The sequence below is a fragment of the Microlunatus endophyticus genome, assembly GCF_014646195.1.
Classification (GTDB): Bacteria; Actinomycetota; Actinomycetes; order Propionibacteriales; family Propionibacteriaceae; genus Microlunatus; species Microlunatus endophyticus.
Window position 1 is genome coordinate 1 of the sequence record NZ_BMMZ01000011.1, and the last position, 25,086, is coordinate 25,086.

General features: G+C 68.0%; 24 protein-coding genes. 16 read left to right on the top strand and 8 right to left on the bottom strand.

Features of this window, described 5'->3' with window-relative positions:
* The first annotated feature begins 79 nt into the window (after positions 1–79).
* Complete coding sequence (locus tag IEY07_RS18425) at positions 80–832, top strand: outer membrane protein assembly factor BamB family protein (protein ID WP_188896881.1); 753 nt, start codon at positions 80–82, stop codon at positions 830–832.
* Positions 833–914: 82 nt separating this feature from the next.
* Here the strand turns inward: IEY07_RS18425 and aceE are convergent, their stop codons facing one another.
* Positions 915–3,683: a pyruvate dehydrogenase (acetyl-transferring), homodimeric type gene (gene aceE, locus IEY07_RS18430; RefSeq protein WP_188896882.1), complete on the bottom strand. Its 2,769-nt coding sequence runs from the start codon at positions 3,681–3,683 to the stop codon at positions 915–917.
* Between the two features lie 234 nt (positions 3,684–3,917).
* Between aceE and IEY07_RS18435 the strand changes: the two genes are divergently transcribed.
* A complete protein-coding gene (locus IEY07_RS18435; RefSeq protein WP_188896883.1) occupies positions 3,918–4,343 on the top strand; it encodes a DUF3052 domain-containing protein in 426 nt (141 codons plus the stop codon).
* Complete coding sequence (locus IEY07_RS18440; RefSeq protein ID WP_188896884.1) at positions 4,340–4,795, top strand: peroxiredoxin; 456 nt, start codon at positions 4,340–4,342, stop codon at positions 4,793–4,795. Before IEY07_RS18435 ends, IEY07_RS18440 begins: the two co-directional genes overlap by 4 nt.
* Here the strand turns inward: IEY07_RS18440 and IEY07_RS24505 are convergent.
* The gene (locus IEY07_RS24505; RefSeq protein WP_188897014.1) at positions 4,780–5,013 is read right to left on the bottom strand and encodes a Sec-independent protein translocase subunit TatA/TatB; all 234 of its coding nucleotides are present in this window, start codon (positions 5,011–5,013) and stop codon (positions 4,780–4,782) included. The genes IEY07_RS18440 and IEY07_RS24505 overlap by 16 nt on opposite strands.
* Positions 5,014–5,149: 136 nt before the next feature.
* Between IEY07_RS24505 and IEY07_RS18450 the strand changes: the two genes are divergently transcribed.
* The 8 genes from IEY07_RS18450 to IEY07_RS18485 are packed head-to-tail and all read left to right on the top strand — an operon-like array spanning position 5,150 to position 14,495.
* Positions 5,150–5,821 (top strand): PadR family transcriptional regulator, encoded by a 672-nt coding sequence (locus IEY07_RS18450; RefSeq protein ID WP_229670307.1) that lies wholly within the window; start codon positions 5,150–5,152, stop codon positions 5,819–5,821.
* Positions 5,821–6,564: an ABC transporter ATP-binding protein gene (locus tag IEY07_RS18455; protein WP_188896885.1), complete on the top strand. Its 744-nt coding sequence runs from the start codon at positions 5,821–5,823 to the stop codon at positions 6,562–6,564. The genes IEY07_RS18450 and IEY07_RS18455 overlap by 1 nt, the downstream gene beginning before the upstream one ends.
* Positions 6,561–9,293: an FtsX-like permease family protein gene (locus IEY07_RS18460; RefSeq protein WP_188896886.1), complete on the top strand. Its 2,733-nt coding sequence runs from the start codon at positions 6,561–6,563 to the stop codon at positions 9,291–9,293. Before IEY07_RS18455 ends, IEY07_RS18460 begins: the two co-directional genes overlap by 4 nt.
* Positions 9,294–9,318: 25 nt before the next feature.
* Positions 9,319–10,365: an L-idonate 5-dehydrogenase gene (locus IEY07_RS18465; protein ID WP_188896887.1), complete on the top strand. Its 1,047-nt coding sequence runs from the start codon at positions 9,319–9,321 to the stop codon at positions 10,363–10,365.
* A gap of 17 nt (positions 10,366–10,382) precedes the next feature.
* Entirely contained in the window at positions 10,383–11,630 is a 1,248-nt protein-coding gene (locus tag IEY07_RS18470; protein ID WP_229670308.1) for an alpha-hydroxy acid oxidase, read from the top strand.
* Positions 11,611–12,474 carry an AraC family transcriptional regulator gene (locus IEY07_RS18475; protein ID WP_229670309.1) on the top strand — a complete coding sequence of 288 codons (864 nt, stop codon included), beginning with the start codon at positions 11,611–11,613 and terminating at the stop codon, positions 12,472–12,474. Before IEY07_RS18470 ends, IEY07_RS18475 begins: the two co-directional genes overlap by 20 nt.
* A gap of 34 nt (positions 12,475–12,508) precedes the next feature.
* Positions 12,509–14,023: an amidohydrolase gene (locus tag IEY07_RS18480; RefSeq protein ID WP_188896890.1), complete on the top strand. Its 1,515-nt coding sequence runs from the start codon at positions 12,509–12,511 to the stop codon at positions 14,021–14,023.
* A gap of 10 nt (positions 14,024–14,033) precedes the next feature.
* A complete protein-coding gene (locus IEY07_RS18485) occupies positions 14,034–14,495 on the top strand; it encodes a protein-tyrosine phosphatase family protein (RefSeq protein ID WP_188896891.1) in 462 nt (153 codons plus the stop codon).
* Here the strand turns inward: IEY07_RS18485 and IEY07_RS18490 are convergent.
* On the bottom strand, positions 14,479–14,829 hold the full coding sequence (locus tag IEY07_RS18490) for a hypothetical protein (RefSeq protein ID WP_188896892.1): 351 nt from the start codon (positions 14,827–14,829) through the stop codon (positions 14,479–14,481). The two genes, IEY07_RS18485 and IEY07_RS18490, sit on opposite strands and share 17 nt — an antisense overlap.
* 373 nt (positions 14,830–15,202) lie before the next feature.
* On the opposite strand from IEY07_RS18490, the gene IEY07_RS18495 reads away from it, so the two are divergent.
* Positions 15,203–15,790 (top strand): hypothetical protein, encoded by a 588-nt coding sequence (locus IEY07_RS18495; RefSeq protein ID WP_188896893.1) that lies wholly within the window; start codon positions 15,203–15,205, stop codon positions 15,788–15,790.
* 318 nt (positions 15,791–16,108) lie between these two features.
* Here IEY07_RS18495 and IEY07_RS18500 read toward each other — a convergent pair whose 3' ends face one another.
* The 3 genes from IEY07_RS18500 to IEY07_RS18510 form a co-directional block, all read right to left on the bottom strand.
* Entirely contained in the window at positions 16,109–16,939 is an 831-nt protein-coding gene (locus IEY07_RS18500; protein WP_188896894.1) for a phosphotransferase family protein, read from the bottom strand.
* Between the two features lie 8 nt (positions 16,940–16,947).
* The gene (locus tag IEY07_RS18505; RefSeq protein WP_188896895.1) at positions 16,948–18,156 is read right to left on the bottom strand and encodes a serine hydrolase domain-containing protein; all 1,209 of its coding nucleotides are present in this window, start codon (positions 18,154–18,156) and stop codon (positions 16,948–16,950) included.
* 151 nt (positions 18,157–18,307) lie between these two features.
* Positions 18,308–19,348: a LacI family DNA-binding transcriptional regulator gene (locus tag IEY07_RS18510; RefSeq protein WP_229670310.1), complete on the bottom strand. Its 1,041-nt coding sequence runs from the start codon at positions 19,346–19,348 to the stop codon at positions 18,308–18,310.
* Positions 19,349–19,486: 138 nt separating this feature from the next.
* Here IEY07_RS18510 and IEY07_RS18515 point away from each other — a divergent pair, with 138 nt between their 5' ends.
* Together IEY07_RS18515 and IEY07_RS18520 are read left to right on the top strand one after the other, a co-directional pair.
* On the top strand, positions 19,487–20,191 hold the full coding sequence (locus IEY07_RS18515) for a ThuA domain-containing protein (protein ID WP_188896896.1): 705 nt from the start codon (positions 19,487–19,489) through the stop codon (positions 20,189–20,191).
* Positions 20,188–21,288: a Gfo/Idh/MocA family protein gene (locus IEY07_RS18520; protein ID WP_188896897.1), complete on the top strand. Its 1,101-nt coding sequence runs from the start codon at positions 20,188–20,190 to the stop codon at positions 21,286–21,288. The genes IEY07_RS18515 and IEY07_RS18520 overlap by 4 nt, the downstream gene beginning before the upstream one ends.
* Positions 21,289–21,312: 24 nt before the next feature.
* On the opposite strand, the gene IEY07_RS18525 is transcribed toward IEY07_RS18520, so the two are convergent.
* Both IEY07_RS18525 and IEY07_RS18530 read right to left on the bottom strand, forming a co-directional pair.
* On the bottom strand, positions 21,313–22,587 hold the full coding sequence (locus IEY07_RS18525; protein ID WP_188896898.1) for an enolase C-terminal domain-like protein: 1,275 nt from the start codon (positions 22,585–22,587) through the stop codon (positions 21,313–21,315).
* 70 nt (positions 22,588–22,657) lie between these two features.
* Positions 22,658–22,951, bottom strand: a complete 294-nt coding sequence (locus tag IEY07_RS18530; protein WP_188896899.1) for a MerR family transcriptional regulator — start codon at positions 22,949–22,951, stop codon at positions 22,658–22,660.
* A gap of 159 nt (positions 22,952–23,110) precedes the next feature.
* On the opposite strand from IEY07_RS18530, the gene IEY07_RS18535 reads away from it, so the two are divergent.
* Together IEY07_RS18535 and IEY07_RS18540 are read left to right on the top strand one after the other, a co-directional pair.
* A complete protein-coding gene (locus tag IEY07_RS18535) occupies positions 23,111–23,563 on the top strand; it encodes an Hsp20/alpha crystallin family protein (protein ID WP_188896900.1) in 453 nt (150 codons plus the stop codon).
* Between the two features lie 147 nt (positions 23,564–23,710).
* Positions 23,711–25,075, top strand: a complete 1,365-nt coding sequence (locus IEY07_RS18540; RefSeq protein ID WP_188896901.1) for an FUSC family protein — start codon at positions 23,711–23,713, stop codon at positions 25,073–25,075.
* Positions 25,076–25,086: the final 11 nt, after the last annotated feature.

Below are 25,086 nucleotides of genomic sequence, written 5' to 3' on the forward strand. Positions count from 1 at the left end.
GACCTCGAACACAGTTGATGGCATACACCATCATCCCACACTGTAAACGAATTAATGACGCGCAACACTAGGGGTCGAGGTGGCGGCCCGCGTCGCCGTCAGGGTCAGCCACCGGCGGAGCGCGCAGCTGTTCTCTGCCTCGCACCAGCTGATCGGTGGACTTACCGGGATACCGCTCGCCGTTGGTGGTGATCTGGTCGTCAGCGTCGACGATACCGGTGCGCAGTGTCGCTTCTTCGGGTTCCGTGGCACCGAAGAGGTCTTCCGAAGCCCGGCTTTCGACTGCGCTGCCGTGACGTTGAACGGCAGCTATCTGATGTTGGCCGAACGGATGTACTTCCAGGCTCGCGGGCATCCCGCCGGTGGCTGGCAACTCGATCTGCGCAACGGGAAACTGCGGCGGACCGGACCGGTCGCAGCCAATCTCGCTGACCTGCGGTCGCGCTCCGATCTGATATACGCCAGCGATGACGTGCTCGCCCGGCAGACCGGCAAGACGATCACCGGGCTGGATCCGGATACCCGCAACCGGTTGTGGAGCTACACCGCTGCCGGCGACGACTTGCCGGAAGTCTCGGTGGCCAATGGTGCTGTCATGATGCTCACCGCGCTCCCGCGCCGGGCAGCAGTGCTGTCCGGGATCGACCCGGAGAGTGGCCCGGAGCTGATGACGGTGCTCGACGGTCGCACCGGAAAGGTCACCGGTCGCCGGGTGATCACCGCCGGGCACCGCATCCCCGACGGCATCTGGAGCGAGTACGGCATCGGCGCTGGTCGGGCGCTGATCATGATGAACAGCGGGGACGTGTTCGCCATCGGGGCGCATTCCTGAGTGAGGCTCGTCGTAAGGCGGATCACCGAAGGTAAGGAATACGAAGGTCTTGGTCCGGCTTCTCGGCTGATCCGAGCAAACCTCAGGCGCCGGCGCCCTCCTGGTGCACACCTGCGGTCGAGGTCGGGTCGTTCAACTCGTACTTCTTGAACGCCACCGCGACCGCCTGCGGATCGTACTTGCCGTCCTTGGCCAGGGCGGCCAGCGTCGCGACCACGATCGACTGGGCGTCGACCAGGAAATAGCGACGGGCACCGGCGCGGGTGTCGGCGATACCGAAGCCGTCGGCGCCCAGCGAGAACCAGGAATTCGGTACCCAGCCCTGGATCTGGTCCTGGACCGCATGCATGTAGTCGCTGACCGCCACAACCGGGCCTTGGGTCCCCTGGAGTGCCTGGGTCACGTACGGCGTCCGGCGGTCCTCGTCCGGATGGGTGAAGTTGTGCCGGTCGACGTCCAGAGCCTCCCGACGCAGTTCGTTCCACGAGGTGACCGACCAGACGTCGGCGGCCACGCCCCACTCCTCAGCGAGGATCTGCTGCGCGTGCAGCGCAGCCGGCATCGCAACACCGGAGGCCAGCAACTGCGCGGTCGGATGATCACCCTCACCCTGGACCTCGGGGGCGTACCGGAACCGGTAGAGGCCCTTCAAGATCGAATCGGCGTCAAGATCATCCGGCGGGCCCGGCTGGTCGACCGGCTCGTTGTAGACGGTGAGGTAGTAGATCAGGTCCTCGCCGCCCGGATGATCTTCATTCTGGTAGCCGTACATCCGGTGCAGACCGTCCTTGACGATCTGGGCGATCTCGAAGCCGAAGGCCGGGTCGTAATGGACGACCGCAGGATTGGTCGAGGCCAGCAGCGGGGAATGCCCGTCCGCATGCTGGGTTCCCTCGCCGGTCAGCGTCGTACGACCTGCGGTGGCGCCGATCAGGAAGCCGCGGGACATCTGGTCGGCCGCACCCCAGATGAAGTCGCCGGTGCGCTGGAACCCGAACATCGAATAGAAGATGTAGAACGGGATCATCGGCTCGCCGTGGGTCGAGTAGGACGACCCCGCTGCCGTGAAGGAGCCCATCGCGCCGGCCTCGGAGATGCCCTCGTGCAGCAGCTGGCCCTTCGGACCCTCCTTCCAGCTCAGCAGCAGCCGGCGGTCGACCGAGTCGTAGTTCTGCTCGTGCGGCGAGTAGATCTTGGCCGTCGGGAACATCGAGTCCATGCCGAAGGTGCGGAATTCGTCCGGCGCGATCGGCACGATCCGCTGGCCGATCTCCGGATCCTTCATCAGATCGCGGAGCAGCCGGACCAGCGCCTGGGTGGTGGCCACCTTGGCGTTGCCGGCCGACTTCATCAGCGGTGTGTAGACATCGTCGCCGGGCAGCTTGACGATCTTCGGCTTCGGCTTGCGCTCCGGCAGGTAACCGCCGAGCTCGGATCGCCGATCATGCAGGTACTTGATCTCCGGCGCGTCCTCACCCGGATGGAAATACGGCGGATCGTACGGATCATTCAGTTGATCATCGGCGATCGGCAGGTAGAGCCGGTCGCGGAAAGCCTTCAGATCGTCGACCGTCAGCTTCTTCATCTGGTGGGTCGCGTTGCGCGCCTCGAGGGCGTCGATCGTCCAGCCCTTGACGGTCTGGGCCAGGATCACGGTCGGCTGCCCGACGTGCTCGGTGGCTGCCTTGAACGCCGCGTACACCTTGCGGTAGTCGTGGCCGCCGCGGCCGAGCTTGCGCAGGTCGTCGTCGGAGTAGTCCTTGACCATCTGCTGCAGCTCGGGGGAGTCGAAGAAGTTCTGCCGGATGTAGTCACCGGTCTCGGTGGAGTAGGTCTGGAACTGGCCGTCCGGCGTGGTGTTCATCTTGGTGACGAGCTTGCCGTCGACGTCGGCGTGCAGCAGCAGGTCCCAGTCCCGGCTCCACAGCACCTTGATCACGTTCCAGCCGGCGCCGAGGAAGACCGACTCCAGCTCCTGGACGATCTTGCCGCTGCCGCGGACCGGGCCGTCGAGCTGCTGCAGGTTGCAGTTGACCACCCAGGTCAGGTTGTCCAGGCCCTCGCGGGCGGCCACGGTGATGCCGCCCAGGGACTCCGGCTCACCCATCTCGCCGTCGCCGAGGAAGGCCCAGACCCGCTGCTGGGAGGTGTCCTTGATGCCGCGGTTGTGCAGATAGCGGTTGAAGCGGGCCTGATAGATCGAGTTCAGGCCGGTCAGGCCCATCGAGACGGTCGGGAACTCCCAGAAGTCCGGCATGATCCGCGGGTGCGGGTAGGAGGTGACCGACCGGCCCGGGCCGCGGGAGGCGTCCTGCCGGAAGCCGTCCAGGTGCTCGGTGGTCAGCCGGCCCTCGAGGAAGGCCCGGGAGTAGATGCCGGGGGAGGCGTGGCCCTGGAAGTAGACCTGGTCGCCGCCGCCCGGATGGGACTTGCCGCGGAAGAAGTGGTTGAAGCCGACCTCGTACAGGCTGGCGACACTCTGGTAGGTGGCGATGTGGCCACCGACCTCGAGACCCTTGCGGTTGGCCTTGGAGACCATGATCGCGGCGTTCCAGCGGATGAAGGCACGGATCCGGCGCTCGATGTCCTCGTCACCGGGGAATTCCGGCTCCATCTCGGTGGAGATGGTGTTGATGTAGTCGCTGCTGCGCAGGGCCGGAACCCCGACCTGGCGCTCGCGGGCGCGGTCCAGCAGCTTCAGCATGATGAAGCGGGCCCGATGTTTGCCGTCGCTGTCCAGCAGTCCGTCTAGGGACTCCAGCCACTCGGCGGTCTCCTCCGGATCGGTGTCCGGGATCTGGCTCGGCAGACCCGCTGCGGAGATGGCGGGTCGTTTGCCGGGACTGGCCATCGAGGCTCCTTACCTGTGCGGCAGCGGGGTGGTGCTGCCGTGAGTCGTGCGCGGGTTGTACGCCCTGTTGTGCGCTGTTTGCACCCTCCATCCTGTCACCTCGGTTCACTGCTGTGTATCTGGTCCCAGCGTTACGAGAAAGCAACAGCCGGGCCGAGACTTTCCACACAGGCGTCTGCTCTGGCAGTCTGGCGCACAGCAGCCCGCTGCGGCGGGAGAAAGAGTGGAGGTGTTGTGAGCTCGACGGCACGGCCCGACGGTTCGGATTCGGCTGTCTCACGACTCGGCTTCAAGGCCGGGCAGATCGTTCAGGAGCTTGGCTGGGACGAAGATGTCGACGAGGACCTGCGGCAGGCGATTGAGGATGCGATCGACGGGGAACTCGTCGAGGAGGCGATGGAGGCGGTCGATGTCGTGCTGCTGTGGTGGCGCGACGAGGACGGTGACATCACCGACGGCCTGGTGGACGCGGTCACTGATCTGAGCGACAGCGGCCACATCTGGCTGCTCACTCCCAAGGTCGGCCGCCCGGGGTTCGTCGACGCGACCGACCTGAGCGAGGCGGCGCTCACTGCCGGCCTGGCGCTGACCAACACCGTCCCGGTCACGGCTGGCTGGACGGCCAACAAGCTGGTTCCGCCGAAGGGCCCGCACCGTTGATCTCGTCCGATTTCGTCGCGCCTGATTTCGCTCTGCGGAACCAGCACGGCGAAATCGTCCGGTTGTCGGATCTCCGTGGTGCGCCGGTGGTCGTCGTCTTCTACCCGTACGCCTTCACCGGTGTCTGCAGCGGCGAGATGACCGCGCTCCAGCAGTCGCTCGGGGATTTCACCGCGGCCGGCGCCCGGGTGCTGGCCGTCTCCACCGACACCATGTACGCGTTGCGGGTGTTCGCAGACCAGCTCGGGCTCGGCTTCGACCTGCTCAGCGACTTCTGGCCGCACGGCGAGATCGCCAGGGCCTACGACGTGTTCGACGACGAGTTGGGTTGCGCGGTCCGCGGTTCATTCGTGCTGGACGCCGAGGGACGACTCACCTGGTCGGTGCGCAACGCGATCGGGGATGCCCGTGATATCGGTGAGCATCTCCGGGCGGTTCAGGCCGGAGCCTGACCCGAACCCTGTTCCTGTTCCTGGCCCTCCGCGGCCGGGGCCGCAGCATCCTGCTGCTCCTTGGCGGCCGCAGCGGTGAGGCTGCTGGTCTCTTCCTTGAACTCCCTGATCGCGCGGCCCGCACCCTTGCCCAGGCCGGCGATCCGGCTGCCGCCGAATAGCACCAGCGCGATCAGAACCACAATGATGATCTCGCTGCCTCCGAGATCGAATGCCATCGGCGTCATGGCTCAACGGTAGGCAGAGATCGCCGGCCTGTGTGCCGGTTGACTCCCAGCCTCAGCGCCGCCTCAGCCGCGTGTCGGCGGTAGTCGGCCGATACTCGGTATATGCTCCCTGGCACATACCCGGTATATGGCCGGTGCGGTGGCGAAGGGACATGCGATGTCGGTGCGCTGGGGGATTCTCGCGCTGTTGACGGAAGGGCCGATGTACGGCGCCCGGATCCGTACCGAATTCGAGCAGCGGACCGGCGGCACCTGGCCGCTGAACGTCGGTCAGGTGTACACGACGCTGGCCCGGCTGGAACGCGACGGACTGGTCGAGGGCCAGGAAGCCGACGACGAGGGCCGGATCGGCTATCGGATCACCCGCGAGGGCCGGCGACAGGTCGAGCTGTGGTGGACCTCGCCGGTGCCGCGCGAGGACTCTCCGCGCTCGGAGTTGGTCATCAAACTCGCGCTGGCGGTGACCGTCCCGGGGGTGGACGTGCAGCAGATCGTGCAGAACCAGCGTTCGGCGTCGCTGAGTCATCTGCAGGACCTGACCAGACTGAAGCGGGGCACCCAGGCGTCTCCCGCCGGTAACGACTCCGGCAGTGATCTTGCCTGGTCGCTGGTCCTTGATCACCTGATCTTCACGGCCGAGGCGGAGTTGCGCTGGCTCGATCACGTCGAGGGTCGTCTGCAGCGTGAGGCCGTCCGGCGCCCGCAGCACGATCAGCGAGCCGATGATCATCAGGCCGATGATCATCAGGCCCGTGATCGCGATCTTCAGGATCGTGAGACCGGGCGGGTGGTGCGGTGATGGCACGCCACGCAGAAGCCGATATCCCCGTCCTGATCCTGGAGAAGCTCAGCCGGATCCACGGATCGGGGGAGTTGACCGTGCATGCGCTGCGCCGGATCAACCTCGCGGTCCGGGCCGGTGAATTGATCGCCGTGATGGGACCGTCGGGCTCCGGCAAGTCCACGCTGCTCAATCTCGCGGGCGCGTTGGACAAGCCGACCTCGGGACGGGTACTGATCGAGGGCGAGGACGTGACCAGCATGCGCCCGTCCGCGCTCGCCGCCGTACGCCGTCGCAAGGTCGGATTCGTCTTCCAGGATTTCAATCTGGTGCCGTCGCTGACCGCCGCGGAGAACGTCTCGCTGCCGTTGGAACTCGACGGCTGGTCGCCCCGCCGGACGCGGCAGCCGGTGGCCGAGGCGCTGGACTCGGTGGGTCTGTCGGGGCAGGTCGCGGACCGTTACCCCAGCGAACTGTCCGGCGGGCAGCAGCAACGTATCGCGATCGCCCGGTCCTTGGTCGGCCCACGACGCTTGGTGCTGGCCGACGAACCGACCGGAGCACTGGACACCGAGACCGGTGACCAGATCATGGCAGTGCTGCGCGAGCGGTGTGACGCCGGCGCGGCAGGACTGCTGGTGACCCACGAGCCGCGCCATGCCGGTTGGGCCGATCGGGTGATCTTCCTGCGCGACGGGGCCGTGATCGACAGCGCGGAGAGCGCTGCGGTCGACGAGCGGCTGATGGGGGGCATCGGGTGACCACCCAGGTCGACCTCGTGGGGCCACGGCGAGCCGATCCGTCCGCCGACCCAGCCGGCGCCTGGCTGAACAGCTGGCTGCTGGCATTGCGGATCGGCTGGCGGGAGATCCGGCGGGCCCGCGGCCGCAGTGCCCTGATCATGATCATGGTCGGCGCTCCGGTTCTGCTGATCATCGCCGGCGTGACGTGGAACAACAGCAGTTCCGACCAGACGCTGGTGCCGGAGAGGTTCGGGAACGCTCAGGCGGTCATCCAGGCCGACAAGGACGGTGCCGGGTGGACCGCCGGCCAGGTCGGCTCGCTGATCAACGGCCAGGTCGTCCGGGTGGCCGGTGGTGAGATAGGGCTGGAGATCGGTGATCAGCTCCGGATCACCGCGGTCGGCCTGCCGGTCGGCGAGATGTCCGGATCCGGGCTCTTCCGGTTGCGGTCCGGGCACTGGCCGACGGCCGATGATCAGATCATGATCACCAAGGATCTGGCTCGTCGCCACAACCTACGGTTGGGCGCGACGGTTCCCGGATTCTCCTGGCACCAGGCGAGTCGGACGGTCGATCTGCACGTCGTCGGCATCGTCGCGCTCCCAGAGGACGACGGCTCGGGCCCCGGCGGAGGTGCCGACGTGGTGACCGGTCGGTCGCAGTTGATCACCACCGACGATCCGAGCCAGGTGTCCTTCCTGGTCTACCGGGCGGCGCCGGTCAGCTATGACGAGGTCCGTCGGCTGGATCTGCACGGCCTGGACGCCACCAGTCGCTATCTGGTGGATCATCCGGAGCTGGTGCCGGGCCAGGACAAGGGCGACGATCAGCAGGATTCCAGCTGGATCGCGTTCTACGTGCTGGTCGGCGGCGGTTTGCTGTTCGAGGCGATGTTGCTGGCCGGTCCCGCCTTCGCGATCTCCGCTGCGCGGCAACGCCACACCATGGGACTGATCGCCAGCAACGGTGCACTCCGCGAGCAGTTGCGCCGACAGTTGCTCGGACAGGCACTGCTGCTCGGGGTGCTCGCCGGTGCGATCGGCGCCGCACTCGGACTGGTCACCGGCCGCTATATCTCGGTGGTCTATGCCTGGCTCACCGGCAGTTGGGCGGCGCCGAACGCGCTGTCCTGGTCGCCGGCGCTGGTCGCCTTCCTGGGGGCCGCCGTGGCGGCGGTCGTCGCCGCGCTGCTCCCGGCCCGCGGCGTCGGGAAGCTGGATCTGGTGGCCGTGCTGCGGCGGCGTACGACCGCCACCAGGACGCGGACGTTCGGGCCGGTGGTCGGATCGATCGTGACGGCAGCGGGCCTGGCTGTCGCGTTGGTGCTGGGGTTCGCGGGTGCGCCTGCGATGCCGCCGCGCTACATCATGGGCGCCTGCACGGCAGCGGCGTTCATCGGCGCGATGCTGATCCTGCCCTGGCTGGTCACCGCGTTGGGTCGCGGAGGACGGTTGCCGCTTTCGATCCGGCTCGCCGGTCGCGACATCGCCCGGCAGGTGGGCCGGAGCGTGCCCGCGATGTCGGCAGTGCTGGTCGCCAGCGGGATGTTCGCCGTGATGGGGATCGCCATCGCCTCCGACGATCATGCGCAGGCCGAGGCCTACACCCCGTTCACGACGATGGGGCAGGGGACGATCCAAGGGCCGGTCGAGGATATGCAGACCGCCGCCAACATCATCCGGGGCCGGCATCCGGACTGGCGGCTGACCCCGCACAGCAGTCTTGGCGACCCGAACTACTCCGGTGCGGAGCCGACCTCGACTGTCGCTCTGGTGCCCAAGGGGTGCACTGCGCAGAAGGCGGTGATCGCCGAGACCCAGGCGGACACGGATCCCGATGCCGACTCCCGATGTGCGTCCGGGCGAAGCGATTACGGCGAGGCGGTGACGGTGGTGCCGGATGCGCAGATCGCCTCGCTCGGTCTGCCGGACGCCGCAGCCCACGTCCTGGCCGGCGGGGGAGTCGTGCTGGTCGACCCGCCGCTGGGACTCGAGTGCGGTCCACAACCGTGTGCGCTGTCGGCACGCCGTGATTACCTGACCGGCAACAAGGTGACGCTGGTCGGTGGCCTGCCGAAGGGCGACGCGTACGTCCCCGGCAAGCCAGTGACGCTGACTGCCGCGGTGATCGGACGAGCTGACCTCAGCGGTCCGCAGCTGGGGTGGGCCGACAGCACCATCGGGTGGATCAGCGCCGACGCGGCGACGAAGGCCGACCTGCCCAACAGCGTCGTGCTGTGGACGGTCGACGCGCCGCACCCGATCACCACCGCCCAGGAGCAGGCCATCAACGAGGTGGTTCCGTCGCACGCACAGCTCCTGGTCGAACGCGGTTTCCAGGGCCAGCTGGCATCGGCCGGTCGGGTGCTGCTCGGTATCGCCGGTGCGCTGGTGATCGTCGCGGCGCTGATCTCCACGGCGCTTTCCCAGGTCGAGGCTCGACCCGACCTTGCCACGCTGACCGCGGTGGGGGCACCGCCGGGTCTGCGCCGGAGGTTCGCCGCAGCCCAAGCGGCGATCCTGGTCCTGGTGGGCATCGTGGCCGGGCAGGTGGTCGGGATCACGGCCGGGATCGCGTTCGCCGCCTCGAACTCCCGGGGAGACTTCGGTGGCGGTTCCGGGCAGCTGACCATCGCCGTGCCGTGGCAGTTGTCGGTTCTGTTGCTCGTCGGTGCCGTCCTGATTGCCGCCCTGCTGGCCGTGCTCGGCGCGTGGAGATCGCCGTCGATGACCCGCCGTCTCGGCTAGATCGGGCCACGACACAATGGCCTCCATGCTGGCTTGTGTCATCAGAGGAGCGGAACAACTCGCGGTCGAGGAACGGGCCGTACCGGAGCCGGGTGCCGGTGAGGTCGGGATCGACATCGTCTACGGCGGCGTCTGCGGTTCCGACCTGCACTACTACCACGACGGGGCAGCCGGGGAGTTCGTGATCCGCGAGCCGTTGGTCGTCGGGCACGAGGTCGTCGGCCGGGTCGCCGTCCTGGGCGACGGCGTGACCGGCGTGGAGGTCGGGCAGCCGGTCGCCGTCCACCCGGCCCAGGTCTGCGGACACTGCCAGGAATGCACCTCCGGTCGCCCGCAGCTGTGCGCGTCCAGCCGCTACCTCGGCTCGGCGGCACATTTCCCGCACATCCAGGGCGGTTTCACCCAGCGCCTGGTCGTCGGTGCGGACCGCGCCGTCCCGCTTCCGGCAGGGATGTCGCTGCGCCGGGCTGCCCTCAGCGAGCCGTTCAGCGTTGCCTACCACGCCGTCAAGCGGGCGGGCGATCTCAGCGGCCGTACGGTCCTGGTCACCGGCGCTGGGCCGATCGGGGCGCTCGCGGTCGCCGCCGCCCGGCAGGCCGGCGCCGGCACCATCTACGTCTCCGATCTGACCGACCATGCGCTGGCCCAGGCCAAACTGATGGGTGCCGATGTGCTGCTGCGCGCCGATCGGCCGGACGACGCCGCCTGGCCCGAGCAGGTGGACGTCGCGATCGAGGCCTCCGGGAGCGGCCCCGGACTCAACAGCTGCATCCGGACCGTCCGCCGCGCCGGTACCGTCGTCCAGGTCGGCATCCTGCCGCGCGGCCTGACGGCGATCCTCGGCAACGCTCTGGTCAACAAGGAGTTGCAGGTCCTGGGCTCGTGGCGTTTCCACACCGAATTCGCCGAGGCGATCGGCCTGCTGGCCGACACCATCGATCCGGAGCCGTTGATCTCCCACGAATTCCCGCTCGAGCAGGCGCAGGCCGCCTTCGACACCGCCAGCGACCGGACGACGGCTTGCAAGGTGCTGCTGCGGATCGGCGACCCCGATGCCGGAGCCGGCGCCTGATGCCGAGACTCCCCGATGTGCCGATCGCAGCCGTCGCCCACCACCGGCCGCACTGGTCTGAGGTCCGTCAGACCGTCCAGCTGCGCCGATCGAGCCTGAGCCTGACCCAGCGGCGGCTGGACAACGCCCTGTCGATCGGCGATCTGCGCACGATCGCCCGGCGTACGACGCCAAGATCGGTCTTCGACTACGTCGACGGCGCCGCCGAGGACGAGATCAGCGCCCGGCGCAACGTCCGGGCCTACGAAGAATTGATCTTCCACCCGCAGGCGCTGCGTCCGGTCGACCATCCCGACACCTCGGTACGGCTCTTCGGCCGGACGATCCCACTGCCACTGGGCTTCGGCGCCACCGGCTACACCCGGATGATGCACCACCACGGCGAGGCCGCGGTCGCCCGGGTCGCTCAACACTTCGGCATCCCGTACGGACTGTCGACGGTCGGCACGACCACAGTGGAGGACGTCCGGGCCGCAGCACCCGAGGTCGACCTGTGGTTCCAGCTCTACGTCACCTCCGATCCACAGATCAACGACGACCTGATCAAGCGGGCGCACAACGCCGGCTGTACGACGCTGGTGTTGACCTGCGACACCGCCGTGTCCGGCAATCGGCGCAAGGACGATCGCAACGGCCTGACGATCCCTCCGACGCTGCGGCCCTCGACGATCATCGACATGGGCCTGCATCCGTACTGGTGGGTCAACAAGCTGACAACTGATCAGATCACCTTCGCCTCGCTCGCAGGCGCCGCCAGCACCTACAACTTCAACCAGATCGCGTCCAAGATCTTCGATCCGTCCGTAGGCCTGGACAGTCTGGGTTGGGTACGGGAGCGCTGGCCCGGACGCCTGCTGGTGAAGGGAATCCTCTCCACCAAATCGGCACGTGAGGCGGTCGACGGGGGAGCGGACGGAGTGATCATCTCCAATCACGGTGGTCGCCAACTCGATCGGACGCCGGCACCGATCACGCTCGTGCCGGCGGTCCGCAAGGAACTCGGACCGGACGTACCGATCCTGGTCGACAGCGGAATCCGCAACGGCCAGGACATCGTCGCTGCGCGGGCCCTCGGTGCCGATGCGGCGTTGGTCGGCCGGGCCTATCTCTACGGGATCATGGCCGGCGGTCAGGACGGTGTGGTCCGGGCGTACGAGATCCTCGCGGCCGAATACCAGCGGGCGATGCAGTTGCTCGGCGTCCGACACAGCGGTGACCTGTCGGACCAGCACGTGACACTTCCGGGTGCTCGACCAGGTGCCTGACCTGATCGCGCGAGCCGCCGGCCCGGTGCGGCTGGCGGACTACCCGCCGGGCGCGGCCTTCGGGCCTCGACGGATGCACGATTACGAGTTCGTCTGGCTACTGCGCGGATCCGCCGTCTGGACCGTCGACGATGATCGACAACTGTTGCGGCCCGGCGTGCTCGCGCTGGCCCGCCCCGACGCGGTCGACGGCTACGCGTGGGATCCGGATCGACCGTCCACGCACGCCTATGTGCACTTCGGGCTGACCGGAGCCGATCGGTTCGAACCGTCCTGGCCGACGGTTCGCAGCCTGGCTGCACTGCCCGTACTGGAGGGCATCTGCCACTACCTGCTGCAGCTGGCAACCGACCCCTCGGCGGAGTCGGCCACCCGCCGTGATCAACTGCTGGCCCTGATGGTGGACATCTTCGTCACGGGCCCGGTGCCACGTAACGATGATCTTGGTCTGCCGTCGATGCTGGTCGCGCTGGCCGCCCGGATCCGCACCGACTGGGACCAGCACGGTATTCGTCCGTTGGGCGTGGATGTATTGGCCCGCTTCGCCGATGTCTCGGTCGGTCACCTGCACCGGGTCTTCCGGCAGCAAGTCGGCATGGCCCCCGGACGGGCGCTGGAGTTGATTCGGCTGGCCCGTGCGGCCACTACATTGCGCCGCAGCAGCGCGACGATCGCCGAGGTCGCGACGCTGACCGGATTTGCGAATCCCTACCACTTCTCCCGCCGTTTCAGCGCCGCCTACCAGACACCACCGGGCCGGTACCGGCAGGCGGAGGACCCGATGGACCCGCTGGCGCCGTTGCAGGACTCGGCGCTGCTGCAGCTGAACTATCTGCTCGGCTGATGATCATGATCGTGAACGACGAGAGGGCGCAGCCGTGACCAGCTGTGAAGGCGTGATGGGGGCGTACTGGGTGGTCGATGTCCGGCGGCCCGGCGAGGAGCAGCGGCTGGATCTGCACGTCGCCGACGGCCGGGTGACCGAGGTCGTCGATCATCAGGAGGCCCGGCCGGGGCGGGTGATCGACGCCGACGGGCGCTGGTTGATCCCCGGACTCTTCGACGGACACGTCCATGCCACCCAGTACGCGATCGACCGCAGCCGGATCGGTCTGGTCGGGGTCTCATCGGCAGCCGAGGCCGTCGAGGTGGTGGCAGCGGCACTGGACAGACCAGGACAGGATGGCGGGGCTCGGCGGGCGGCGGCCCGGGACGGAGTGCCGGTGGTCGGCGCCCGCTTCCGGGACGGTTTGTGGCCCGACGTGCCGACCACCCGGCTGCTCGACGAACGCTTCGGCGATCTTCCGGTGATCATGGTCAGCGGCGACCTGCATTGCGGCTGGGCCAACCGCGCCGGCTGGTCGATGCTGGGCATCACGGAGCCACCGGAGGGTGTGTTGCGCGAGAAGCTCTGGATGGACGCCCTGGGCAGGATTCCGCAGCCACGGTCGGGCAGCACCGACGAACTGCTGGACACCGCATTGCGGGAGGCGGCCGGCCGCGGGCTGGTCGGCCTCCGGGACTTCGAATTCGCCGACAACCTGAGCAGCTGGGAACGCCGGCGTGCTGCCGGTGGGATCGGCATCCGGGTCCAGGCCGGCATCATCGCTGAGTATCTGGCCGCCGGAAACGCCCGCGGACTGCGGACCGGCGACGTGCTGGCCGGCACCGACGGCCTGGTCACCATGGGACCGCTGAAGGTGCTGATCGACGGGTCGCTCAACACCCGGACCGCGTACTGCCACACGCCGTATCCCGACGGTGATCATTATGGCGAACTGGTGGTCGATCACGATTCGTTGGTCGCACAGATGCAACTGGCCCGGCAACACGGCCTGGAGATCGCCGTGCACGCGATCGGCGACCGGGCCAACACGATCGCGCTGGATTGCTTCGAGGAAACGGGAATCCGGGGGAGGATCGAGCATGCCCAGCTGGTGCTGCCGGCGGATCTGCCCCGGTTCGCGCAGCTCGGCGTGACCGCGAGCATGCAGCCGTGGCACGCGATCGACGACTGGGAGATCGCCGGCCACTACTGGGGACGGACGGCGGCGATCAATTTCGGGTTCGCGTCGCTGGCTGCTGCGGGAGCGACGATCGAATTCGGATCCGATGCGCCGGTCGCGCCGCTCGATCCATGGGGGTGGATCGCCGCCGCCGTCGATCGGGAGCCGATCATCGGCCGGCCCTGGCATGCCGAGGAGCAGGTCTCGGTCCGGCAGGCCATCGCCTGGTCGGCACTCGGCCGCGCCGAGGTGCGCGCCGGCGATCCCGGCGACTTCGCGTTGCTCGACCAGGACCCGTACGCGCTGTCGGCCAAGGAATTGACGGCGATCGAGGTGCATGCCACCGCGGTCGCCGGCCGGTGGGTGCACGGGCCCGACGCGGAGTAGCTTGCACCCCATGGTGGAGATCCGGTCCGTCCGTCATGAGGGTCGGACGTACGAGGTGCACGTCCACCACGATGTGGTGCGGTTGCCCGACGGCACGCCGATCACTGCGGTCTCGTTCGACCCGGCCGATCCGTACGCACGCGACCGGGATCCCGACTTCGGGCTCTATCTCGATCCGCGCTGGCGGCCGTCCTGGGACCATGATCATCTCGACTGGCCGGACTTCGGCGTGCCGGCCGACCGAGCGATCGTCCTCAGCGACCTCGGATCGCTGCTGGATCGCGCTCGGCAGGGCCAGTCCGTCGAGATCGGCTGTCTGGGCGGTCACGGCAGGACCGGCACGGCGCTGGCACTGCTCGCCGTCCTCGCGGGACATCCGTCTGACGATGCCGTGGCCTGGGTGCGTACGCACTATTGCCCGAAGGCCGTCGAGACCGACGAGCAGCAGGCGTACGTCACACAGGCACAGTGAACCGACCGGCCGTACCGAGCTGCCAGACGGCATCCGCGAACGCACCGGTGCCGAGATCGCTGGTGCCCGACGGGTCGACAACCAGGGTGCGACCGAACACCGTGCGCCAAAGGAAGATGCCCGGAATCGCTTGCACCACACGGATGTCGCCGAAGGTCTTGAGCCGATGCTCGGCCCGGTTCAGAGGACCGAGACCATGCATCCCGGTTTGGCCCGGTGGACCCTGCGGCGGCGGCCGGTACGGGACCGTGTGGTCGATGTCCATCGTGCGGTAGGTGCTGCTCGAGTGGGGAAACACCGAAGCAGGAGACCTGGCCAGCAGCCCGTCCCGCATGCGATCGGGGATCTCGTAGGAGTCCAGCGGCCGGATGGTCGCGGGATTGAGATGGGGCAGGAGTTTGACGTTGACCCTTCGCCCAGCCGGTCGCGGACGACGTCGAGCAGCGCAGTCCCGAGAGTCTCGATCCGCGCCACCGTGGCATCGGGTCGTCGCCATTGGCCGTCAGGTCGGCGTTGATGATCGCGTAGTCGCTGACGTGCACGTGCAGCACACAGGTCGGCAGGAACCGCCGGGGATCGATCGCCTTGACGAATGCCGCCAGGGCGCGGTGACGCGCCTCATCGCTGACCGGATCTGGCGCTGGTTGCTGGGTGGGCTCGTCGGGTGGTGGTTCGTGGGGTGGTGGCTCGTCGGGTGATGACTCGTCGTGGGGCTGCTCGAAAGCGTTGGCCAGGTCGGAGAACAGATCAAGATCGTGATCTTCGAGCAGGATCCGCGCTGCCAGGAACGGTTTGGCCAGGACGCCGAGCGCAACGGCTTCCCATTCTGCCTTGGACTCGGCGCCGTGGGCTCGGACGCCCTCGGGCAGACGCTTCTGGGCTGCGAGAATCATCAGGGTGTCGGCGAGGCGGCTCACGGTCGCCTGCAGCCAGATCGCATCCGGTGCGTCGAGGGTCGCCCAGACCAGCTTGAGGCCCGCCTCGGTCGACTGGCCGACTTTGAACGAGCGGGCAGGGAGCAACTTCTCGCTGTTCTCCCGGACCCGTTCGGAGTCCACTCGCAGGATCTCGGCGTCGATCAGCCGTTCGAGCCGGATCCGCCCGGCCTTGTTGAGATGGTGGGCCAGCCGGGAGTCGATCTCCGCACATTGTTTCTTGGAGAGATGCCGGGTCTGCCGGGCCACCAGGCGTGCCTTCCAGGCGTGTCTTCCAGGCGTCGACCCAGGCGCGCCCGACCAGCTGCCAGATCCGTGGGAATCGGAACTTCAGATCGAGCACGTCGGCGATCAGACTGACCGCCTGGTGGACATTCAGCCCGATCTCGAGGCCGATGCGTCCGGGCGCGGTCTCGGCCACATCCGGTGTCCCGTCCCCGCCGAACAGCATCGCCCGCTCGGCGGCCAGATCCAGGCGCACGTCCGGCGGGCAGAGCTCGTCGCCGGGATTGATGATCGCGAAGTGGGCGGCATACTCCAACAGTTGGCAGTCAGCCGCCTTCCGGGCGCGGACACAGTCGACGGCGGCGGCAACAGTGCCGCTTTCGTCGAGTTCTTCCAGCCCCGGATGACGAGATTTACTGTAGAGGTGGGGTCTGACAGTCCTTCGGACCTCGCCTATTGCCTGTGGATGAAACCGATCAGAGCGTCGACGGCCTGCTTCGCCGTGCGGTCGGAGCGTAGCGGCTGGGTGTGCCGACCGTGGATGAACTGCAGCCCCGCGACGATCATGCCCGCGGTGATCGTTACCTCATCGAGAGGTGCCGGCAGCCTGGCTCGATAACCCGCGACGACCGCCGTCCTCAGCTCCTCGGGGATTCCGGTGTTTCCGTTGTCCAGAAGGGCGATGAACGCCGCCCGCCCGATGTCGATCCCGAACGGTGCCAGCGAGGCGGTCTCCCAGTCGAGGATGGTGCCGCCGCCTTCATGATCAAGGTAGTTCCCGCTGCCCGGATCGCCATGGGTCAGCGTCGCTCGTCCTGTCGCGATGTGTCGGACCGCAGCAGCCACCCGATCCGCATGATCGTTGATCAAGCTCCGGACCGCCGCGAGGCGCTCCAGATGATCAGTCGCGAACTGTTCTGCACCCACATGGGGGAGCGGGCAGTCATCGATTGGCGCGGCCACCAGCCGGGCAAGATCGAATCCCATCCGTCGCCAGCCGGCGGCTTGGTGGGTGCGAACACCTGCTTCGCGTGTGAGGACGAGGCAGTAGCCACCCTCGGGCGGCCGCCAGGCGTCGATCACCCTGGGCACACGCAGACCGCAGCCGGCGGCGTACGTCAGCGCGATCGCTTCGTGGCGGAGCCTCCCGTGGTTCGCCTGCTGCTTGACCACCACCGGCCGGCCGGCCGGCAGCGTGCCGAAGCGGGTGTGGTTCTTCGAGCCGCCGGACGTTCGCTCGCCGAGCGTGACCCTACGACCGTCGGGAAGGGTGACTGACTGCATCAGGCCGGTCAGCGGCAGGCGGCGAAGACCTCATCGGCGACGGCGGCCAGGTGGGCCATGTCGTCGTCGCGATGGGTCCGCAGGTTTGTCAGATAGGCGAAGGCAAGATCATGATCGGGATCGGCCCAGGCGACACAGCAGTTGCTGCCGTTGTGGCCGAAGGTGTCGGCAGTACTCCGATAGCCGAAGGGCGGAATGCCCCCGGGTCCGCGGCTGCCGCCCAGCTGGAAACCGTACGACCACGGGATCCGGGTATGGCAGAAGCGGTCGCGCTCGCCGGTGCTGGACGGTGTCCTGGCAGCGGCGATCGTCTCGGGTCGGATGAGCTGTCGTCCGCCGACCCGGCCGCCGGCGAGCAGCATCTGGAAGAAGCGGGCGGTGTCATATGCCGTCCCGGACATCCCGGCACTGGGCATGATCGCCTGCCGGGTCCCGGGCCGGTTGATGCCGCCTGCGGCGACCCGGCCGCCGAGGTGCCGGAAGACGACCGGCACCTGCCGCGGCCACTCGTCGGCGCCGATGCCGAGGTGGGTGTCGTGGACGCCGAGTGGGATCAGCAACTCCTGCCGCATCAGGTCGGCGAACGACCGTCCGGTGACCCGCTGGAGCACCTCGCCCAGGATGAATCCGAAGATCAGGAACTGATAGGCCGGATCGCCGCCCGGCTCACGGCGGGGCCGGGTCGCCTCGATCGCCCGGACCGCCTGCTGCCAGTCGACACAGCTCAGCAGGTCACGGATCGGCGAACCGGCGGTGGAGAACCCGGTCCGATGCTGCAACACGTGCCGGAGGGTGATCCGGTCCTTGCCGTGGCGGCCGAATTCCGGCCAGTAGGTGGCGACCCGCTCGTCGAGGTCCACGGTGCCCCGTTCGGCCATCAGATGCACGAGCGTGGTGGTGTAGGGCTTGGTCGTGGAGAACATCCAGAAGAGGCTGTCCGGTGCACAGTCGACGGCCTCGTTCAGGACCACCTCGCCATGGCGCAGCACGCACAACTGGGCCGATGCATTCCGACGCCGCACCAGATCGACCGCGCGGTGCAGCTGCCGGCGATCCATGCCCACCGATGCCGGATCGACAGCGGTCGCCGCGGGTGCAGAGGCAGCGGTCGAGTCAGTCTGGGTGCTCGGGCAAGGCTGGGTGTTCGGGGCGGTGTGGCGGATCGGCGCGAGCAGGCTCGGCAGACGCAGGAGCGGCGGTTGCAGCGATAGGTGCACGAGCAGACCTCGGATCCTGCGGCGCGTTCAACGAGGGTTCACCCGACAGCGGCGGGTGATCACCCAGCATGACACACCGCCGCAAGAGCGATGCAAGACGCAGATCACCTGAGCGTCGCCTTCCTGCCACCCAGGCGAGGTGGCCGGCCGGTCAGTCGGCGGCAGGGGAAACCGCCTCACGCGGCGGGGCCGTCGTCCTCCGGACGACGAGCGTCGTCGCCAGTTCCTCGCGCGGCAGGCTGTGACCGGTGTCGGCCAGCCGCAGCAGCAGTCGCAGCGCCGCGGCACCCATCTCGGCGATCGGCTGCCGTACGGTCGTCAGCCCGGCCCACTGTGCTTCGGGCAGATCATCGAAGCCGACCACGCTGAGGTCGCCGGGGATGGCGATCCCACGATCGGCTGCGACCTGCAGCAGTGACAGCGCCAGGTGGTCGGAGTCGGCGAAGATCGCGGTCGGCGGCTCGGCGGTGTCGAGCAGCAGAGCGGCAGCCTCGGCCTTGTCCGACCGCGAATCCCAGTGCACGATCTGGTCCACATGTCCTCCGGCCAGTTCGACGGTCGACCGGAATCCGTCGATCCGGGCCCGGCTGAAGAGCAGCTTGGCGCTCTCGGCCAACACGCCGAAGCGCCGGTGTCCCAGCCCCAGCAGGTGCTCGGCGACGTCACGTCCCGCCGACCAGTTCGTGGTGCCGATACTGGTGCGGTCGTCCGGCGGCTGGTCGACCGGATCGAGCAGTACGACCGGGACGCCGGCGGCGTCGAGGATGGCCAGCTGCTGGGCCGATGCGTCGACCAGAGCCAGCACGGCGCCGCGGGACTCGCGGGCCAGCATCCGGGTCACCCAGTCCTCGCGGTCGCCGGTCCGGGCGACGGTGACGACAAGATCGAGGCCTGCGTCGGCAGCCGCGCTCTCCACGCCGACCAGTACCTGATTGGCCCAGCCGCCGCCGACGCCGGCCAGCACCAGGTCGATCAGCCTGCGCTCGGGACCCCGGCGGATGCCCGACCGCGGTCCCGGGGTGGGCGTACGGCGCCGGTAGCCGGTTTCGGCGACCAGGTCCATGATTCGTTGCCGGGTGGCCGCCGACACGTCGGAGCGGCCGTTGATGACCTTGGACACGGTCGGGATCGTGGTGCCCGCCCTGGCGGCGATGTCGGCGAGGGTTGGCGGGCGGCCGGTCCGGTCAGTCATGGCTCCATCATCATCCGCGGCACACATTTTGCGCAACATGACGAGCCGTTGACACGCGCCGTTACGAGTGGAAAGCTCGAGGATGGTCATTTGACCAGCGCAAGATTGCGCAACTTCACGAGGAGAACTTCAGCGCTGATGGCGAACCCGAATCCGACCGCCCTGATTGTCCGTGGTGGCTGGGATGGACACGAGCCGGTCCAGACGACCGACTCGTTCATCCCCTTCCTGGAGAAGAACAACTACCAGGTCCGTGTCGAGGACAGTACGGCTGTGTATGCCGACACCGACTATCTCGACACCGTCGACCTGATCGTCCAGGTGGTCACCATGTCGACGATCGAGAACGACGAGCTCAAGGGCCTGTGCGGGGCGGTCGCCAACGGCACCGGCCTGGCCGGCTGGCACGGCGGCATCGCCGATTCCTACCGCAACAGCGCGGACTACCTGCAACTGATCGGCGGCCAGTTCGCCCATCACCAGGCCAAGGCCCGCCCGGAGGAGCTCAAGGGCGACGGGACGGACAACTTTGTCCGCTACACGGTGAACATCCTGCCGGAGCAGAAGGACCATCCGATCGTGGCGGGGATCGAGGACTTCGAGCTGGAGACCGAGCAGTACTGGGTACTCAGCGACGACTACAACGACGTGCTGGCCACCACGACGATCCCGGCCCGGGACTTCGACAACTGGCGCCGGCCGATCACGTGCCCGGCGATCTGGACCCGGCAGTGGGGCAACGGCAAGATCTTCGTCAGCACTCCTGGCCACCAGCTGAGCGTGGTGGACAATCCGTCCGTGCGGACGATCATCGAGCGCGGCATGCTGTGGGTGACTCGATGACCGCGCCGATCAGGATCGGAATCGTCGGGGTCGGCAAGATCAGCGGCCAGTATTTCGCCACCATCGCCCGGCTGCCGATCCTGCAGCTGACCGCTGTCGCCGACCTCAACGCGGGTCTTGCCGCCGAGGTGGCTGCCGAGCAGGGTGTCAGGAACCTGTCGGTCGAGGAGTTGATCAACGACAGCGATGTCGACCTTGTGCTGAATCTGACCATCCCGGCGGCGCATGCCGAGGTCGCGATGCAGGCGATCGCCGCCGGCAAGCACGTGTACGGCGAGAAGCCGCTGGCGGCCACCTTCGCCGACGGGGTCAAGATCATCGACGCTGCGCGGGCCGCCGGTGTGCGGGTCGGCTCGGCACCGGACACCGTGCTCGGCACCGGGACCCAGACTGCGCGCAAGGCGGTCGACGACGGACTGATCGGTACGCCGATCTCGGCCGTTGCGACCATGGTCACGCCGGGACACGAGCGCTGGCATCCGAATCCGGATTTCTACTACCAGCCGGGCGGTGGTCCGCTGCTGGACATGGGGCCGTACTACATCAGCTCCTTGATCACCATGCTCGGTCCGGTGGCGAAGGTGATCGGAGCAGCGAGCCATCAGCGCGATACCCGGACCATCGGGTCGGGTCCGCGGGCGGGAGAGACGATCCCGGTGACCGTCGACACCCATGTCACCGGTGTGCTGGTGCACGAGTCCGGTGTGCTCTCCACGCTGATCATGAGCTTCGACGCGGCCGCCACCAAGGCGTCCAATATCGAGGTGCACGGCTCGGATGCGACCTTGATCTCTCCGGATCCCAACCAGTTCGGCGGCGACGCGCTGATCCATCCGGTCGGTGGCGAGTGGTCGGTGCTGCCGGTGAGCGCCGGTTACCGGGACGCGGGCCGTGGTTACGGCATCGCCGATCTTGCTGCCACACCGGACGGCAGCCAACAGCGTGCCAGCGGTGATCTCGGTCTGCACGTGCTCGACGTGATGCTCTCGCTGCTCCAGTCGGCCGAGCAGGGCACGGCGGTCGACGTCACCACGACGATCGAGCGCCCCGCCCCCGTACCGCTGGGGGATGCGCCGGGCGGCGTACTGCCCGGCTGACCTTCTGCTTGCGTCGCAGTCCGGTTACGGGGCCTCGAGTGCCCCGTCCGGGCGGCGTACGCCGGCGGCCCACGCATCGTGACCGGAGAGTTCGGGGACGAAGCGGGCCGCGGCCTCCTCGTCGATCTCGATACCCCAGCCCGGAGTGTCGTTGGGCCGCAGCCAGCCGTCGACGATCCGCAGGGTCCCGGGGAACACCTCGTGGGTGGCCTCGTTGTAGACGTGACCCTCCTGGATCCCGAACGCCACCGAGCTGATGTCCAGGGCGACGTTGGCCGCGGCACCGATCGGCGAGGTGTCGCCGGGCCCGTGCCAGGCTGTCCTGACGCCGCACACCTCGGCCAGGGCGGCAAGCTTGCGGGCCGCGGTCAGACCGCCGATATCGCTGATATGGCTGCGGATCAGGTCGACTCCGCCGTCGCGGATCAGCTGAATCGCCTCAGTGATCGAGGTGGTCAACTCTCCGACGGCGATCGGGGTGCTGGTTGCCGACCTGATCTCGGGCAACCGGTCCCAGTGCTCGGGAGGCAGGATGTCCTCCAGGAAGAACAGCCGGTACGGCTCCAAAGCCTGCGCCAGCCACAAGGCGTCCTTGGGGGTAAGCCGGGAATGCACGTCGTGCAACAGCTCGATGTGGTCGGGCAGCACGTCCCGGGCCCGCTCGAAGAGCTGTGGCGTCCGGCGCAGATAGTCACGTGCGCTCCAGCCGGTCGGGTAGGGGGCGTTGGGATACTCGCCCTCGACCTGCGGGGCGCCGTAGCCACCGCTGCCCGGGGTCGCCTGCTGCAACCGGATGAAGCGCCAGCCCTGCTCGACAAAGCTCTGGGCCTGTTCCAGCGTCTCCTCGACCGTTGCGCCCGCGGCATGGGTGTAGGTGTCGACCGCTGCTCTGACCTTGCCTCCGAGCAGTTCGTAGACCGGCAGCCCGGCCCGCTTGCCGGCGATGTCCCACAGCGCCTGGTCGATGCCGGAGATCGCGTTGTTGATCACCGGTCCGTTGCGCCAATATCCGGCATAGCCGCAGAGCCGGACGAGATCACCGATGTCGCCGGGGTAGCGACCGATCAGCAGCCGGGCGAGATGATCATCGACCATCGTCCGGACCGCTTTCCACCGCTGGGTGAAGGTCGCGCAGCCCAGGCCGTACAGGCCGTCGACGTCGGTGTCGAGCCGGACCACGACGAGCGGGATTCCCTCCGGCGCGGTGACGATCGTGCGGACACCGGTGATCTTGATGTTTTCCCTGGCGGGCCAGGGATCGGCAAAGGTGGGGATGTTCTCGGCGGCTTCGATGGCCATCGGTGTGCCAGCTCCTTCGTTGGTTCGGCAGGCTCGATCGAGATGGTAGCGAACCAAGATCACCGCCGGCTCAGCGGTTGACGTCTGCGAGCCGGGCCCGCAGTTGCGCGTTCTCCGCTTCCAGTTCGAGGACCCGACCGATGCCGGCCAGGTTGATGCCGTCGCCGAGCAACTCGACGATCCGCTCCACTCGCTCGATGTCGGCGTCGCTGTAGCGCCGGGTGCCGCCCGGTGTCCGGGCCGGCTCGACCAGTCCGATCTGCTCGTAGAGTCGCAGGCTCTGGACACCACTACCGGTCAGTTCGGCGGCAACCGAGATCGCGTACACCGGGTGTGCTGAGGGGCCGGCGGGGGTCTGGGGCATGAGCACTCCTGGGAGCAGGACGACAACCGAAAAACTTCATTGCAGGACTTGACCTTACATGCGGTCTGAGCTATATAAAACCTATGTCAGACGACATAGATAACTGTCGCTGGCGACAATCGATCCTTGCCCATCACCTGTTCTGAAGGAGTGATCAAGATGCTGGTCCGCACCGATCCGTTCCGTGAGCTCGATCGCCTGACCGAGCAGTTGTTCGGCACCGCTGCGCGTCCTGCCCGGATGCCGATGGACGCCTGGCGTGAAGGGGATACCTTCATCGCCGAATTCGACCTGCCGGGCATCGATCCGGATACCGTGGACATCGATATCGAGCGCAATGTGCTCTCGGTCCGTGCCGATCGTCCGGCTCGGGAGGGCGTCAACGAGTTGATCGCCGCCGAGCGGCCGAGGGGTGTCTTCCGCCGGCAGCTCATCCTCGGCGACAACCTCGACGCCGAGCACGTCCAGGCCAGCTACGTGGACGGCGTTCTGAGGGTCACCCTGCCGATCGCGGAGAAGGCCAAGCCGCGCAAGATCGCGGTCACCCGCGGTGAACGCGACGGCGATCTGAAGGGTGACGTCGAGGGTCAGGTCAAGGAGATCAGCGCCTGACCCTGCCGTGCTTGCCGGGGCCCGTGCTGTGAACGCGCTGACGGCACGGGCCCCGGCAACACGGTGGACAGACGACACGGTGGACAGACGACACGTTTGGTCACTGAACCCGAGACAAACGTTTCGCCGGACGGGCATTCTGGACCCGTGATCGGCAGTCGATTCCTCCAGATCGCCTGGCCGGGGCACCCCGATCGGTGGCGGGAGGTCTCCGGCCGGCTGGTGCCGTTTGCCGTGATGCTGCTGCGGCTGAGTCTTGCCGCGGTGGTTTCCTACTTACTCACCCGGGCGCTGTCGTCCGGCGGGCCGGTCGACCTGACCGGGTCGCTGACCGCACTGCTGGTGCTGCAGGCATCGACGCTTTCGACGCTGCGGATGGGCCTGGTGCGGGTGGGTGCTGTGCTGTGTGGCGTCCTGGTCGCGGTCCTGCTCTCGAACTGGATCGGCCTGACCTGGTGGAGTCTTGGCGCCGCGATCATCGCGGCGATCGTCGTCGCCCGGCTGTTCCGGCTCCGCGAGCAGATGTTGGAGGCGCCGATCAGCGCGATGCTCATCCTCGGTGTCGCCCACCACGATGTGGCCGGCTATGTCCGGGTGCTCAATACGCTGATCGGCGCCGGGGTCGGGATCGCCTTCGGCCTGGTCTTTCCGACCGCCTTGGCCGCAGCCTCGGTGGTGCGTTCGGTGCGGAGGGTGGCCGACGCGGCGGCGACACCGCTGGAGTCGGCGGCTCGCACCCTGGAGGAGAAGCCGCCGACCCGTCAGCAGGCCAAGGGTTGGCTCGACCAGGCCCGCGCCGCCGCCGGCGAGGTGGCGGCGGTTGCCGCCTCCGTGTCCAACCTGCGCGAGCGCCGGCGGTGGAATCCCCGGGCACTGGGCACCAGCGATGTCGTACCGGTCCTGGATTCGGGCCTGGACACCTTCGATCGCTGCCTGCTCGCGATACGGGCGTTCTTCACCGCGATGATCACCGAACTGCCCGATCCGCCGGGAGAGGAAGACGCGCGGGAACAGGAGCCGGAAGACCCGTACGGCGAGGACGTCCGCAACATCTTCGCGGTGGTACTCACCCAGACCGCCGGCTGCCTGCGATCCTTCGGGGACCTGGTGGTGGCCGAGGCGGAGGGCCATGAGGAGGACGCCGAGCGATCGCTGGTCGACGGCATGGAGTACGCCGGCGAGACGCGCGCGATGCTGGCGGAGTTGATGTTGGTCGATCCTCCGCCCGGGCATCGGATGCTGCGCGGTTCCCTCGTCGTTGCCCTGGAGCAGGTGCTCGCCGCCCTGCGCCTGGAGAACCGCCGGCGGGCGCGCGAGGCGCGGCAGGTCGCGCGGCTTCCCGTCGTGGTGGAGAGCGTGCTGCTGCACCCCGAGCGGCCATATCCCCGCGGGATCGACATGGTGCTGGACCGCAGCCGTACGGCCCGGTCGGTCCGCGATCGTGCCCGGGCGGTGACCGCCCGCCGCCAGCGACGCGACGACGACGGCGACGGTGGCCAGTCGGCCGGCTGAGAATCGCTGGC